10 protein-coding genes are annotated in these 14,994 nt (G+C 39.7%); 6 read left to right on the forward strand and 4 right to left on the reverse strand.

From position 1 onward, the window contains the following. The first annotated feature begins 21 nt into the window (after window positions 1–21). Both LZT21_RS09795 and LZT21_RS09800 read left to right on the forward strand, forming a co-directional pair. Window positions 22–690 carry a bifunctional 2-polyprenyl-6-hydroxyphenol methylase/3-demethylubiquinol 3-O-methyltransferase UbiG gene (locus LZT21_RS09795; RefSeq protein ID WP_233990542.1) on the forward strand — a complete coding sequence of 223 codons (669 nt, stop codon included), beginning with the start codon at window positions 22–24 and terminating at the stop codon, window positions 688–690. Between the two features lie 158 nt (window positions 691–848). Further along, complete coding sequence (locus tag LZT21_RS09800; RefSeq protein WP_233990544.1) at window positions 849–1,910, forward strand: hypothetical protein; 1,062 nt, start codon at window positions 849–851, stop codon at window positions 1,908–1,910. 4 nt (window positions 1,911–1,914) lie between these two features. Here the strand turns inward: LZT21_RS09800 and LZT21_RS09805 are convergent, their stop codons facing one another. Next, window positions 1,915–3,141 (reverse strand): hypothetical protein, encoded by a 1,227-nt coding sequence (locus tag LZT21_RS09805; protein ID WP_233990546.1) that lies wholly within the window; start codon window positions 3,139–3,141, stop codon window positions 1,915–1,917. 72 nt (window positions 3,142–3,213) lie between these two features. Here LZT21_RS09805 and LZT21_RS09810 point away from each other — a divergent pair, with 72 nt between their 5' ends. After that, window positions 3,214–5,133 (forward strand): hypothetical protein, encoded by a 1,920-nt coding sequence (locus LZT21_RS09810; protein WP_233990548.1) that lies wholly within the window; start codon window positions 3,214–3,216, stop codon window positions 5,131–5,133. A gap of 72 nt (window positions 5,134–5,205) precedes the next feature. Here the strand turns inward: LZT21_RS09810 and LZT21_RS09815 are convergent, their stop codons facing one another. Then, entirely contained in the window at window positions 5,206–6,885 is a 1,680-nt protein-coding gene (locus LZT21_RS09815; protein WP_233990550.1) for a DUF6311 domain-containing protein, read from the reverse strand. 94 nt (window positions 6,886–6,979) lie between these two features. Here LZT21_RS09815 and LZT21_RS09820 point away from each other — a divergent pair, with 94 nt between their 5' ends. Further along, on the forward strand, window positions 6,980–8,650 hold the full coding sequence (locus LZT21_RS09820) for a methyltransferase domain-containing protein (RefSeq protein WP_233990552.1): 1,671 nt from the start codon (window positions 6,980–6,982) through the stop codon (window positions 8,648–8,650). Between the two features lie 30 nt (window positions 8,651–8,680). Here the strand turns inward: LZT21_RS09820 and LZT21_RS09825 are convergent, their stop codons facing one another. Together LZT21_RS09825 and LZT21_RS09830 are read right to left on the reverse strand one after the other, a co-directional pair. Continuing rightward, the gene (locus LZT21_RS09825; RefSeq protein ID WP_233990554.1) at window positions 8,681–9,568 is read right to left on the reverse strand and encodes a beta-1,6-N-acetylglucosaminyltransferase; all 888 of its coding nucleotides are present in this window, start codon (window positions 9,566–9,568) and stop codon (window positions 8,681–8,683) included. Further along, window positions 9,565–11,526, reverse strand: coding sequence for an acyltransferase family protein (locus LZT21_RS09830; protein WP_233990556.1), 1,962 nt, complete (start codon window positions 11,524–11,526; stop codon window positions 9,565–9,567). The genes LZT21_RS09825 and LZT21_RS09830 overlap by 4 nt, the downstream gene beginning before the upstream one ends. Window positions 11,527–11,716: 190 nt before the next feature. On the opposite strand from LZT21_RS09830, the gene LZT21_RS09835 reads away from it, so the two are divergent. Together LZT21_RS09835 and LZT21_RS09840 are read left to right on the forward strand one after the other, a co-directional pair. After that, on the forward strand, window positions 11,717–13,678 hold the full coding sequence (locus LZT21_RS09835) for a hypothetical protein (RefSeq protein ID WP_233990558.1): 1,962 nt from the start codon (window positions 11,717–11,719) through the stop codon (window positions 13,676–13,678). A 2-nt stretch (window positions 13,679–13,680) separates the two neighbouring features. Continuing rightward, window positions 13,681–14,985: a Dol-P-Glc:Glc(2)Man(9)GlcNAc(2)-PP-Dol alpha-1,2-glucosyltransferase gene (locus LZT21_RS09840; RefSeq protein ID WP_233990560.1), complete on the forward strand. Its 1,305-nt coding sequence runs from the start codon at window positions 13,681–13,683 to the stop codon at window positions 14,983–14,985. Window positions 14,986–14,994 lie beyond the last annotated feature (9 nt).

Genomic DNA, 14,994 nt, shown 5'->3' on the forward strand with positions numbered 1-14,994 from the left:
GTTTTACCAAGGGCGGTAATAATGAATGGCAGCGATTTATCCGAGCTTTATAAAATCCGTTTTACGGAAGAGCAGTTACCGCGCAAAAATGCCATTTGGCAGGTGATTTGCCAACAGTTTTTACAAAAACTCATCAGCCCATCTAGTACAGTTGTAGACATAGCCTGTGGTTACGGCGAGTTTATCAATAATATTACTGCTAAGCGAAAAATTGCAGTGGATATGAATCCCGATACCCGCAAATTTTTAAATTCAGATATTGAGTTTCATCAGTGTAGCGCCCTGCAAATTGATCATGATCTTTTAGGCTGTGCAGATGTGGTCTTTACATCTAATTTTTTGGAGCATTTACCTGATAAAAAAACCCTCAGTGAATTTTTAGAGCAGGTAATGGAGATTCTAAAGCCTGGGGGTAAGTACATCATCTTGGGGCCAAACTTGCGTTATATCCCGGGTATCTATTGGGATTTTTACGATCATCACCTCGGACTTACGCACTTATCTTTAATTGAGGCATTGTTAATGAAGGGCTTTGAGCCAGGCATTTGCATTGATCGGTTTTTACCCTACACCACGCAGAACCGATTGCCAAACCACCCATGGCTTGTTCGACTCTATTTACTTTTTCCATGGGCTTGGAGGCTAATGGGGCAGCAGTTTTTAATAGTGGTTAGTAAGCCCATTCAATAGCATAAATGATGCTATTTTCAGTGGGGAAAATTGCCAAAAAATTCGATTCCAATCTCGCCCTTTTTTTACTTGCCAGTAAATTGCTCCTCTTAAGAGCATGGCCAAGATTATTTTATCCTGAGGTTTGGGTATAAGATGGCACGGAAAATCTTTATGGCTTGATTAATTACGGCTTTATCGATGTTTTTAGGCATGTTGGCCGCTACCTCGTTTTAATTCCAAAACTGATCTCATTTATAGCGCTAAAGATTTCGTTTAGCTACTATCCGCTGATTAGTATTTTATTAGCTTGGGCATTTACGATCTTGGTATTTTTTGTGATTGTAAAAGCCCCGCTTTATCTACGCGGCCAATATTTTCTAGCCATTGCCTGTTTTTTAATCCCTTCTGATCCAGAATGTTTTGGGCTACCCATGTATACGTTTTGGTGGGGCGCTCTGCTTTTATTCGTGCTGGTCTTTTGGCGGGAAGATAAGGGTACGATTTTCAGGATTTGTATACTGGGTTTAGCATCCTTATCATCGCCAGTTTGCTTGGTAACGCTCCCCTTATTTTGGACAAGGGCCGTAATATTTAAGCGGCATTCTACAGAGCTTTGGATTGCCATTTTTGCAAGTCTTTTTTGTGCGATCCAACTCAGCGTGATGGCGATCTATGGAAAGCCTGCTGAGTTTAATTTTAGTTCGGCCTATTTGGTTATCCCTGTATTTCTAGGATCCTATTTAATTGGGAACTTGAATTTCAATTGGAATTGGATTTTTGGTTTTATGCTTTTGATATTTATGATTATTGGATTCATACGTAATCGCAGTGTTCCTTTAGGCGCCCTATATTACTTATGTTTTCTAGGTATTTTGATGTCCATCTATCGGGTGGATATCACGATCCTGAACCCCATTAATGCCGGCCCAAGGTACTTTTTTTTCCCTTATATATTAATTAGTTGGGTTTTGATACAAGTTCTATTTTTAGATACGAGCTTTTTAATAAAAACAGTCGCTGGAATTTTATTGTCACTATCAATTATTAATGCCATTCCGCACTTGGGGAGAACGCATGATGTACTTCATTGGCAAGATCAAATTACGATCTGCATCAATTCAGCGCAGCATGACTTCCCAGTACATTATGCCGGTAGTGCCAAGCATAGTTGGAGTTTTCGCCTAACTGGCAAGCAATGTGAAACTTTATTGCAACAAGATTGGCTATACAGAAAGTAGCAAATTATTTTTTAATAATCCCCAAATCAATCGAGCGTGCCCTTATTTTTTGAGCCTCCTCCCAATTTGGGTGAGTTTTCAGCCCGTTTTCTAGCCAATAGCGTTGGTCAATTAAATAAGGTTTAGAAGTTTCATACCAGTAAGTGAAAATCACCACGGCAATCGCAAAGCCAAGCCAAATAATCTGCGTACGATCTTTATCCTTGGCTAGAAAAATATAGGCAAGGTAGGTACTTGCTGCAAAAAGGAGCGAATATTCAGAATAGCGACTATCGCCACTGGTTTCCACTCCTAAAATACTACGATTCAGTGCAGCCAGGACCGCTGTCAATAAAACATAACTGCAGAGCCAAAAGTAAAATGGACAACGATTTTTTATCTCGATTACTTTTTTGGTCAATAGGAGAAATAGCATAAGGCCAGTGAGCAAATAGGAAGCGAGCCCTAGATTCTGAATTTTTCCAAGACCCCCAATAAAACCAAAAAAGTAAGCTAAAAATAAGTGTGGATGAAATAGGATTTCAATAATTTGTCTTGTGGGCGGGGCTTGGTATGGAAGTACAGCAAAATAGATTAAGAGTACTACTGCAGTGATACTTGCACACAGGAAGAAATCCTTCCATTGTCTGTTCACTAGATAATAGAGATTAATTAGTGGGACGAGTGCCATTCCTCCGCCACTAGTAAAAATAGCAGCCAAATAAAAAATCATAGATCGATAAAAATTTCGATGTACCATAAAGCCAATTGCCATAATGCCAAAAGTAACCTGCCAGTACTGTTGGATGGAGGTCATAGCCCATACCATCATTTCGTAATGAGAGAAGGACAAAAGTAGAATGGCCGCAGGGGCAAATTCAGTCAGGGTAATGCCATATTTTTTAGAAAAAAACCATAGGGCATAAATAGCCATAAACCAGCCAAGAGTGCCAAACCAAATTAAATGAATAAAGTTGATGTTGCCAAACAAAGATAAATCAAGAATCTCGGCCAAATGGGTGAGCAATATACGGTGCTCATTATGTTGGGAGAAAAATAACTCAATTTGCTCGCTTGGGCTTACTTGAACATAGCGATTTAAAAATGCCAAAATCGCATCATAGTCATCGCCATAAGGTTGATTAAAGGCAAAGCGATGAATAGTTAGTAGGTAAATAAGGGCTACCAGCAGCAGAGAATTAATCAAAATTCCATCCACTAGGCTAGTTTTTTTCTTATTGTTCAGTACCATGACAAATAGAGTGTACTTAAATCTTTATACTTTAGATATTTTAAGGCTAGATAGATAAAAAAAAGTCTTAAAATGCCTGCTATGAAACTTCATTTGCATTCGCGGGCTTTTTGGCGATTTACAGAATGGCTTCTGTACGCAGGCTTAGCTTTAACGCTATTGGTTGTTTTTGTGCCATTAGCGCCTGAGATGCCCTCGGCAATAAACCCATTAGATCCCTCTTGGGTCTATGCTATGAATCAGGCGGTTGAGCAAGGGTTAGTTTTTGGACAAACTATTTTGTTCACCTTTGGCCCATATGCATCTATTTTTACCAAAGCCTACCATCCTGCGACAGACCATCTAATGGTATTTGGCGCTACTTATTTGGCCATACTATTTTTCTTTAGTCTTGTATTGATAGTGCAAAACAGGCCTTGGATTTTTCTGCCGCTCTTTGCTTTTGTCATTTTAAGCATGCAATTTTCTTATGATGCACTATTTTTTGCCTACGCCTTAGTTGTAGGAATTTATTGTTACCAAATCACGCAGATGGATATTGTTGATATAGAGCGGCGACATATTTTTTGGGAATTAGCAGTCTTATTTTCTGGGTTTGGTCTATATCCATTAATCAAGGGCACTCTTTATATTTTGTACTTCGGGGTTGCTTTTTTATCAGCTAGCCTTTTTTTAATGCGCGGCTCTTGGCGGCTTGCCGTCATTATTCCCGCGTCCATTTGTCTATCCTTAGTTTTATTTTGGGCTTATGCTGGACAACCTCTACTTAGCCTGCCTAGTTACTTTGGCTCTTTGGGCTTAATTATTGCCGGCTATAGCGAGGCGATGTCACTATTCGGTAATTCCTATGAAATTATTGGCTTTATCTTAGTAGGCGTTTTTATGCTGGCTTTAATTGTAATGAGGGGCGGATATTCTGCGCCCAATTGTTTTTTACTGTTGCTCTTTGCACTTTACCTCATGATTAGTTTTAAAAGTGGCTTCGTTAGGCATGACGGTCATGCTATTCATAGTGCGATTGCATTGATATTTGCTTGCTTATGCTTGTTAATTATCTTTGCTAATTATTTTTCTATCTTGCTACTATTGATATCCATCATGATCGGTTTTTATATCGATGCCCATCATGATAAAGCCGTCCAAAATTCCTTTCTTATTGGTAGTAAAGCGCTTTTTGTCTCAGCTATTGAGGGTGTAAAAAATCGTCTAAATTTGCCTTTAAACTTAAAAACTGAATTTAATCTCGCTAACCAAAGAATTAGGGCTGAAATTGTCTTTCCAAAACTAGAGGGGACAGTAGATACCTACCCATATGATCAGGCTCGGTTAATTGCTGCTGGCTTTGAGTGGAATCCGCGGCCGGTTTTTCAAAGTTATGCAGCCTATAACGCAGATTTGATGAGGCTAAATCAGCAGCATTTATTAAAAATAAATGCGCCAGAAAATCTCATATTTAAAGTTGCCACCATTGATGAACGCCTGCCGAGTTTAGATGATGGTCTTAGTTGGCCGACTATTTTAGAAAATTACCGCTTTGATATGACCGTTAATGATTTTTTAATTTTAAAAAAGAAGCGCGCAAGTAACATAGCTCCCCAAGAAATAATATTGGAAAAAAAAGATTATTTCATGGGTGACTGGGTGACCATACCAAACCCTGCGAGATACGTTTTTACTGAGATCACAATTTCGCCTTCTTTTTTAGGCCGGCTGATCAATATTTTCTATAAAACCAGTGAAATACGTATTTCATTGCGACTTAAAGATGGCACCACCCGCTATTATCGGCTGATTCCCGCGATGGCTAAAGCTGGATTTTTATTGTCTCCGCTCGTTGAAAATTCTCAAGATTTTCATTTCGTCATGAAAGGTGGCGCGGCACTAGCAGAAAAAAAAGTCGAGTCATTTTCTATTGGGCCAGTTGATAAAAAATGGGAATGGGAAAAAAGCTATCAGATTACCTTTAAAGAAATTATCTTTTCTCAGCCCTAAAAGACCCGGGCCAACAAGTTACTTGAAATCCAACTAGGTCCTAACTAAGTTCAAGTAAGTTCAATTCAGGACTTATTTCCACCCCGGTGCTACTACCCAAAAGCCATCGATATATAGTAGTGCAGCTTTTTCTGGATCCAGGTGTTCTCGAGCCAGGGGTAATACCCCAGGATCAAGCACATACAGCGCGTTTGCCTCGTAATTTCCACTAGAGACTGCTTGCATGGCTTTGGATTGCGTTAGTGACACTGCTTGGGGGCTTACACGACCCAGATACACTGAGTCGGTCGCCATATGGTTCTTACCCGCGTAGGTGGCGAAAGTGACCCAGTGAGGGATGGCATTGCCTGCAGGTACGCGGTAAAGCCGTTGGTATTTTTGCGCTGCAGTCTGCCAAAATGGGTTTGTCAGGGGTGTAGGCCAGGTTGAACTGATGGGCATCATGAGATATTGACGAATTGGCAACCAACCGCGGCTGGTATCGATGAGTTGAATGGAAAGGCCTATCCCCAGAATGCATAGCGCTATTTTTTTGGGGTAGCCCCAGGCGATTAGACCCAAGACCACCCAATAAATGCAGTAAAAGACGGGCCAAAACATTCGGCCATGACCGCGAAAAATATTGAGAATTTTTAAGAGGGACTCATTGAGTGTTAGCTGGTAGTTCCACGAACCAATGCCAATTTTGTGTGACAAAGAAATAAAAGCTAAGCCCAAAAGAACCAAGATAAAAATTCCATAGCGTTTAATATCCACCTTCCAAAGCATACGACCTTGCCAGAGCGGCCAAAGTGCAAAAGGCATGAGCAGTAAAAAACCAAGACCTAAAAAATTAAAGCCCTCATGCTGGTGGTTGTCCCCGGGTACATCAGGTAGCACATAAGACCAGAGGCCATAATCAGGAATGCCGGGATCAATGATTCCTAGTACATTCATGCGAAAGTAATTGAAGTAATCGGAGATGATATAAAGGCCATCGCCAGAAACGGCGAAATAACCGACTTGCCAACAGACCAAAAGAATGAGGCCAATTGTGATGCTGATCAAGATAAAGGTAAAGCGCCATTGCCGTTTTTCCCATACTCTGGCTGTGCATAAAGAGGTAACCCAAAATAGGGCAGTCATCATTAATAAATAGGAGTTGACTGCTGCTGCACTTACTAAAAGCGCTAACCAAGCTAGCGCATCTCGCTTGGGGCGAGTCGAATTTTTGAGTGTGAGGTAAAGCGCGCCTAAAATAAAAAAGTGGCCAGCAATTGTGAGGTGACCAATTTTTTCTTGTAGACGCCAAGCAAGAATGGGTGAAAAAACAAAAAATGTAGCACCCAGTAGTCGCAGTACAAGGTCTTGGGTAGCAAGCCCCATGAGGAGATAGCCAAAGCTGGCTTGCAGCAAAAAACACAGCAGCAGCCAAATGCCAAAATATTGAAAGGGTTCTGGCAACACAGCGGAAAACACTTTAAAGCTAATTGCAAAGAGCGGGTTAGAGTCAGAATACAAAATGGCGTTGCTGAGCCCCAAGCCGTAATGGGGATTTAGTCCGAGCGGAAATTCCCAGGGAGAAAAACGAAAAAATTCCCAACCCAAGTAGTAGGTCGAGGGATCGCTAGTGTTAAGCCACGCAATATTGGTGGGAGAAACCGCGCGATAGCCTACCAGCGTTAAAAATCCCATTAAACCCAATAACAGCACCAAAATGATGGGGTTTCTTAAAAAATGACTAGCTATGGCTTGCACATGTAATAGTGGCATAGTGGCAGTATTATGGTTGCCTTAAATGCCTTATTTTATCTATAACTGTTACGAAGATTAGTTTTACCTTGCTTTTAACTAAAGATATCCCAACATGACGGCTTTGCCCCCATTGGACCAAAAAAAGATTCTGGTATTTGCTGCGACCTATAACGAGGCGCAAAATATTCCCCTGCTATTAGCTGATATTTGGGCTGTGATGCCTTGGGCAGACGTCTTAATTGTGGACGATCATTCTCCCGATGGTACGGGTACGCTTTTAGATGAAATCAGTCAAGGTGATCAGCGCTTAAAGGTCATTCATCGCCCCCGTAAATTGGGGTTAGGTTCAGCTCATTATTTAGCCATGATTTATGCCATGCGCAGTCAATATGATCTTTTAGTGACTATGGACGCTGATTTATCTCATGACCCTAAAGATATCCCTCGTTTAGTCCAGGGTTTGGGAGATGGCGACTTTTTAATTGGCTCACGCTACGCGCCAGGTGGGAAATGTGATTATGTTGGCTACCGTAAAGAGCTCAGCCGCATCGCCAATATCCTAGCACGGGTAATGATGCGAATTAATATCCACGAATTCACGACCTCATTTCGGGTATTTAATGTGGATTCGCTCAAAAAAGTAAAATTTAACTGGATTGGCAACTTTGGCTACTCTTTCTTTTTAGAGTCGGTAGTACGTCTCCATGCTAATGGACTTAAATTAAAAGAAGAGCCGATTCATTTTTATAATCGCCATTCAGGAAAATCGAAAATTCCAAGCCTTGAAATTTTTAGAGGCGCCACCAAACTACTTACGTTATTTTTAGGTAGTTTTACTAGCAATGGTACTGACGCACCATCGCAATTATTAGATGATGTATGCATGAACTGCGGCGGCGTTTTTTTATATGAAAAGTATCCTGAATTAATGGGAGCCCATTTAGGCGGACATGTATCTAATTTATATAAATGCAGCAGCATGGGTCATGTGAATAAGCCCCAGATTGCCCAGTGTCTCCAGTGCGGCTTAGAACAAATTCCCTTGTCCAGGCAGCCTAAAGACCTCACCCAACTTTATAGCGAAGTAGTGGATAGTGATTATTTAGAAAATTTTAAAATCAAACAAAAAACTTTTCTTCATACCCTGCGAGAAATTAGACCTTTTCTTCGAAGCACTCCAGGAACTTTATTGGAGATTGGCTCGTACTGCGGCCTATTTTTACAAGAAGCAACACGGGCGGGCTGGCAGTGTTGGGGTATTGAGCCATCAAAGTGGGCAGCAGAATTTTCACGCTTAGCTAATCCAAATGCCCACATTTTTAATCTGAATTTTGAGGAGGCCGCCATTCACCTGCCCAAAGAATTTGATGCGGTGGTCTCATGGGATGTCATTGAGCATGTTCGCGATCCCAATCAAATGCTTTTAATGGCCAATCAAAGTCTTAAGCCCGGCGGTATTTTAGCCTTTTCTACGCTGGATTTAGATTCATGGTTTCCTCGGTTAATGGGAAGGCATTGGCCTTGGATGATGGAAATGCATTTGTATTATTTTCGTAAACCAGTTTTAGAGGATATGCTGCAAAAAAATCATTTTGAACTCTTGCATGTAGCAGGCTATCGCCACTACGCTTCAGTTCAATACATCTATAAAAAATTAATTTATAGCCTACCTACTTTTTCCCATCGACCATTAAGCACCTTAGTGCGCTGGATTCCAGATTGGGCAATACCCGTTACGTTGGGTGATATTAAGTTAATTGTAGCGAAAAAAAAGAGCACCTAAAATAGTTGTATTCGATAATTAACGATAGCATTAAAGCTCAATTGATTGATTGATTGATTTAATGAGTTGCTTAGAGTATCGACTATCAAATTTTCGAGCAAACAAATAATCGCCTGCTTGAATTTGCTCAAGATTACGCTCATCTAGTAGACCAGGATTTTCGCCATGCTGAGTAGTCCATAGAATAAACCGGAGATCAAAATTAACCAGTGTATTGCGGATAATTTCTGGCGAATTTAGCAAAATAGTTTGCGGAGCAGTTTCTTCGCAGCAGAAAGTGAAGCGAAATTCGCGCTCAAGTTTGGGCCATTGCGATAATAAGTATTCCATGGCTATTTTGTTAATGGAGAAATAAACAATCCCGCCATAGTATTTACGATCTTGTAGTCGATTAATACCAAGCCATTTTTGAATTTGAATAAAAAGCGTATTAATTCCAACAAAAAAAATACCCCACTTTCTTGCGTCTAAGATGTCGTGAAGCTGATAGTATTTAACTCGGTCGAGTCTCGGCTCACCCAGTCCATTCCAATTTTCATCTGGCAAGCCAAAATATTGAATATAGCTATGCCTTTGATTTTGCTCAAAAAAAACTTCAAATTGGGCAAGGGATTTAATAATTCGGCATTGACCAGTAATGGTATGAAAGTAGTCACATTCTTTATCAAAAGCCAATTGTGCTAATTGCATAAAAACATCCATATGCTCATAGCTACCCCAACGTACGACTTGGGTTTGCAAATAGACTCGAGGGTTATTTAATCCTAATAGATAATTTGTCGTTTGTGAAATTAGGGTTTTACTGCGGCCATCGATATTGATAAAAATATGAGCATCAGGTAGATTTAATAACTGCTCGATAAGTCCCTGAAGAGAATCAAAATCTCGGTAGGCCGTAATTAAGAATCCATGCTTCATTTTGCAATTCCTTGAATAATCAAAGGCGTGAGTCCTTGCTTGGCAATAGTATAAGATGCGATGGGAGAGAGGTGCCCATAATCCCAGGAGGTAATGCCCCCCAACTTGTCGTCATTAAAATACACGGTACACCCTCTGCTATTGCAAAGCTCATCAATCAAGCTGAAATATTGACTTTTTTCTGAATTGGAAAAGTGTTCTTTTAAATACATATCGTGATTTTGTACCGGAGCGTTAATTCCCACTAGCGTTCGATTAGGCGGATTAGGCCAAAATTTTTGGGTAATAAGCTTAGGTAATTCAGTTAGCCAATGTGGAGTTGGCCCTACAAAAATGACTTTTTTAACGCCAATAGAAAGCAAGGCATCGCGAATAGCATCCATTTTGGCAATGGTATGGTGCAAATTTTGTGCGACAACCACAACATCTGCCTTGGCATTGGCGATAGCCCCTAGGCTAAACGCATTCGAATAATCGCAGTAATCGACAGTTGATATTTTAGAATCAACTTTGGGTTCACATCCCGAGGTCGTAATTTGGAGAATTTGCCAGTCCTTAGGCATTGTTTCTCTGAGCCCGTAATAGAGGTGTTGTGCATGACTATCGCCCCATAAAAATACCGAATGTGGCATCTGTGAATTACGCGCATAGCAGTATGTTGGGATATCTACCCTAGGTTTTTTTGTAGCCATTCCCTTGCGGTATTGGGCAACATCATAAAAATCACATTCCATACGGTACTTGTCTGGTAAGCCAATTTTGGTAAAAAAGGCCCAGTCTGGAATAGCGTTTTCAAAGTGGGCTAAATATTGGGATTCTTCTTGCATCCGCGCTGGAAAGCCCTTAGAAAATTGACCCGCCAATCCAAAGCCGATAAAAAACAAAGAGCCGATAACACCAAGTGAAATCAGTGTTTTTTTTGAAATAACGCTTGAATTTCTAAATGGGGTTTCAATCCATTTCCAACTTGCATAGGCTAATAGCAGTGTTAAGCCAGTCAGAAGACTTAAAAGAAGGGCGCTTGGCTGGTTGAAGGTAAGGTGTCTAGCAAACGAAAATAAAGGGTAATGCCAAAGGTACGCGCTATAACTGATTATACCTAAACTCACAATAAAAGGATGCGAAAGTAGTCGAAAGACCCAGCCCTTGGAATGTGCATAAAGAAGTATTAAGCTTACGCCGAGAACAGGCAGAAGACTGTATAGGCTTGGCCAGGGAGTGATCGCTGAAAATTGAGTCAGACTATAGAAAATCAGCGCCAGACCTATAAAGGCAAGACAGTGGTGTGTAAATAACATCCCTTTATTTAGGGTTGCAATTTTTATTTGAGGGAAGGTAAGGGCAACTACACCTCCCAATAGAAGCTCCCAAGCGCGCGTAGGTAAAAGATAGAAGGTAGGAGAGGGCTCGCTTATTATAAAAACTTGTGCAGCGCCTAGACTTATCAAAGAAAGAATTATTAGAATTTTTAGAAGCCATTTCTTCCCTAGGGGCCAAACTAACAAAATTAGTGCAGGGAAAATTAGATAAAATTGTTCTTCAACAGAAAGGCTCCAAGTATGCATTAATGGCTTTAATTCTGAAGTTGAATCAAAATAACCGCTAGTTCGCCAAAATAAAATATTTGATGCAAAAATAGAAATTGCCACTAAGCTTTGAGAAAAGCTTTTCATATCAGCAGGTAGAAGCCACATCCAAGCCAAGGGAATACAACAAAATAAGACGGTAAACAGTGCTGGAAGGATTCGGCGCGCACGTCGTTCATAAAAGTGAATTAAGCTAAATGATTGATTTACTTTTTGTTCAAGAATTAAGCTAGAAATAAGGTAGCCACTAATTACAAAAAAGACATCAACGCCAATGAATCCACCTGGTAATACTGGTAAGCCAGCGTGAAAGCCAATTACAGCTAATACTGCAACAGCTCTTAAACCATCGATTTCTGGACGATAGTTCATGGCGGGTTATTGAGCATTAGATATTTATATACAGAAGAATTTAGGACACTACTAGTTAAGGGTAGCCTGAAGATGCTCTGATCCCGTAAGATAGGGGTAATACTGTAATTTTCGCATAACTTAACCTTTATTTAGAGTGCCTAAGAATTGATAGCAAATGAAAATTGAACTTCTTTAAAATAATATGCAGATGAACTTTATTGAACTCTTTGCGATTAAAGGCGAGTTAATACTCTTGGCGCTTGTTTTATTGCTATTAATATTTGTTTGGAGTCGTTCTTGGAGGCTGTGTGAGCAATTTGGGGTGACACCTTTTTTAGGCTCAAGTTTTCTATCGATAGGCTTCATCTACTTATCTAGTCTAGTACCTGGCATTTTAGGGGTCTTAAGCCCATTCATTTCGCAGGTGAGTTTCTTTATTTTGTGTGGGTTATTTTTGTTTTTTACTAAACAGTACGTTAGCAAGCAAAAAGTATACCCATTCCTTGAGGAGCCTAAAGAGAGGATTACAATATTTAATACTAAGGTGGATTTAATCATATTTGTAACGGGCATAATTCTTTGCGGCCCATTTCTTCTTTATATTAAAGATATCCCACTAAAGCTATTTGACCCGCATGCAACGTTAGGGTGGGATGTAGTTTCCTATCACCTTCCTGCCTGGATAGAGTTTTATCAAAAGCAAAGTCTTTGGAGTGTATTAGGCCCTTATCAGAGCTATAGTTTTGGCTTCGAGTTGATCGGAATGTTTTTTTCCCAAGGCTTTCATGCACATTGGGGCTTATTAATTGCCCATATTATTGCCTTGGCCTTAGTTGTGGGATCTATTGCTTTGGTTTGTGGGGCTATCTTCCAATTCAATTCTAAGTATTCCTTAGGGCGCCTGCTGTCAATATCAGTGCTTGCTATTGGAATCTGGTCCATAACTGCGCCCCAATCCTTCGGCGCTGTCGGCAAAAATGATCTTTTTATGGCTGCCTGTATCTTCTCTGCATTGGGTTTCTCAATGCGTTTGATTCAGACCAATCATTTAAACTCAGCGAGCAAAAAACTTTATCTGATTGTCATTGGCATCTGTGTTGGCTTGGGAATATCAACAAAACCTTCCGCGTTATTATTTCTTGGATATTTTCCACTCTTAATTGGAGTTTCAAGCTATTTTCAGCAGCGGCAGATTAAAAAAGCATTATTTGCTGCACTTTTCATCTTCATGCTTGCTTTTTCAATGGGTGGCTTTTGGACTTTGCGCAATCTCATATTATTTGGCGAGCTTTCGCCAGTGCTCACTAGCTGGGGGCTAAATACCAGCGTTCTAGCAAACTTAAATAATGCATTACTTTATCAAATCAATGGTAAGTCAATACTTGTTTTTATGGCACTATTCGCATGCGTACCGAGCCTGGTAATGCCCTTGATTGCGGCTCGTTCTCAGAAAATTTATACTAGCTGGTGGGTTGTATTTAGTTTTCATTGCATAGCGATGATAACTTTTTTGATTACCCCATTTATGTTTCAAAAAGGGCAATTTGAATTGCGTTTGGCCGCCCCATTATTTTTGTCTGCATCAGTTATTTATGCATTTAGCATCATGGATTTGGCTACAGATTTAGAGGACCTCATTAAAAGAGTGGGAGCTAGGATTCGCAGGCTATTTTTAGGCTTTATGATCTTTATTGTGTTCATAGTAATTGCTGTTGCTTGGAACATAAATTCTATTGGCTTGCCAGGTTACGAAAAAATAGGCCCTCATTATCAAACAGGTGTCTATGCCTGGATACAAGTCCAAGATAGTCCATTGAGAATTTTTGCAGTTGGCTTACGTCCTTATGGCCTTTATGGTAAAAATTGGAATAACACTGTTTTTTATGACCTCTCGAATGAAACTATCAGTCCTGTCGAGGAGGGAAAAAAGCGAATTATTAGTATTGTTCTGCAGTTTCGGCCTGAATTAATACTAATTGCTGACAATCCTTTCGCGTCAACTGAAGAGGTAAACCTAAATGCAACGATTGCATGGCTCAATCTGCGGTCAGATCTTTTTAAACCTGTTTATCAAGATAAATCAGTTATTGGCTTTGCCGTTTTACCAAAAGCTGTAGAGATATTATCCAGTGAGAATTACCAGAATATACCTATCAAAATGGGTGGTTAGGTATGATAAAAAAACCTGATTCCCAGCTTTTTTCTAATTTACTGCATACAGTATTTAGGACTCATTTAGTCGGAAATATATTGCTGGGCTTGGCCATCATTTTGGCTATCCTAGTAATGATGCAATTAATGCCCCTCCAATTAGTTGCTGATGAGCATTCTCATGTTACGCAAGTAATGCTTTTTATGGCAAATCAATTTTATTTAGATCAAACCTTAACAATGCCTCCAGGCTCTCATGCGATCATCGCGGCATTTTCCAAAATATTCAATATTGACTCTTTATCTGGGATTAGATTAGTAGGCGCATGCGTATCGTTAACAAGCCTGATTTTTATTTATGTGTTTCTACGTCAAGGTCAACCCGCATATCCTGTCATCCAAACTGCTCAGCTTTTTGCTGTACCCCTTCTGTGGCCTTTTTTTTGGGTCTTATATACCGACTTAAGCTCTTTATCAATTATTTTGATTGCCTTAATCCTGGTTTCGCGTCAGCGCTACGCAAGCTCAGCGTTGATCTGCATCTTGGCACTTTTTTTTAGACAATCAAATATTTTCTGGGCGGTATTATTTTGGCTCATGGCAATAAGCTATGAGAATAGATTTGACCAGGGAATGGCGTTCTTTAAAAATCCTAAATTAAGAGCGATTCCAAAAGTATTTTCTGGCTTATGGAAAGCATTATATAAAACCCGAATATTTGTCTTGCCCATTTTACTTTTTGGGATTTTTATTTACCTTAATGATGGAGTTGCTTTGGGTGACCGAAATAATCAGCAATTTGGGGGCATCTATCCGTTTCAAATATATTTTTTATTTTTAGTGCTTTGGATTGCTTTATTACCGCTACATATAGCTAATTTACCTAAAATTTTCAATTTTTTAAAACAAAATATATGGGTTTTTGCTTTGCTATCTCTTTGTTTTATTTTTTATCTACTCAGCTTCAAGCTAACCCATCCTCATAATTTTCCATCTGACTACTTTATTCGTAATTGGTTTTTATTCAAGATGAAGGATTCCTTTAGGCTAAGAGTATTGCTATATGTACCTATAGCATGGACTTTTTTATCGCTATGTGTAATCCGCTTAAAGTCTTCTGAGCAATATTGGCTTTATCCCGTAACAATTCTTTCTATTCTGCCTATTTCCTTATTGGAGCAGCGTTATTTTATCGTTCCCTTTGTAATCTTGATGCTTTTTAGAAAACCTCAGGGGCTTATAGTTGAGAGCAGTTTACTTTTATGGTGTATGTTATTGAGCATTCCACTAACCTGGGGAATTATCTCCATGAAATATTTTCTTTAGCTATTTACC

The organism is Polynucleobacter sp. IMCC 30228 (assembly GCF_021395205.1).
Taxonomy (GTDB): domain Bacteria; phylum Pseudomonadota; class Gammaproteobacteria; order Burkholderiales; family Burkholderiaceae; genus Polynucleobacter.

Excerpts from the sequence above, each read along its gene's own strand:
- LZT21_RS09795 (WP_233990542.1), top strand. The coding sequence starts at position 22 with ATGAATGGCAGCGATTTATCCGAGCTTTATAAAATCCGTTTTACGGAA.
- LZT21_RS09830 (WP_233990556.1), bottom strand. The coding sequence starts at position 11,526 with ATGAACTATCGTCCAGAAATCGATGGTTTAAGAGCTGTTGCAGTATTA.
- LZT21_RS09810 (WP_233990548.1), top strand. The coding sequence starts at position 3,214 with ATGCCTGCTATGAAACTTCATTTGCATTCGCGGGCTTTTTGGCGATTT.
- LZT21_RS09835 (WP_233990558.1), top strand. The coding sequence starts at position 11,717 with ATGAACTTTATTGAACTCTTTGCGATTAAAGGCGAGTTAATACTCTTG.
- LZT21_RS09825 (WP_233990554.1), bottom strand. The coding sequence starts at position 9,568 with ATGAAGCATGGATTCTTAATTACGGCCTACCGAGATTTTGATTCTCTT.
- LZT21_RS09840 (WP_233990560.1), top strand. The coding sequence starts at position 13,681 with ATGATAAAAAAACCTGATTCCCAGCTTTTTTCTAATTTACTGCATACA.
- LZT21_RS09815 (WP_233990550.1), bottom strand. The coding sequence starts at position 6,885 with ATGCCACTATTACATGTGCAAGCCATAGCTAGTCATTTTTTAAGAAAC.
- LZT21_RS09820 (WP_233990552.1), top strand. The coding sequence starts at position 6,980 with ATGACGGCTTTGCCCCCATTGGACCAAAAAAAGATTCTGGTATTTGCT.
- LZT21_RS09805 (WP_233990546.1), bottom strand. The coding sequence starts at position 3,141 with ATGGTACTGAACAATAAGAAAAAAACTAGCCTAGTGGATGGAATTTTG.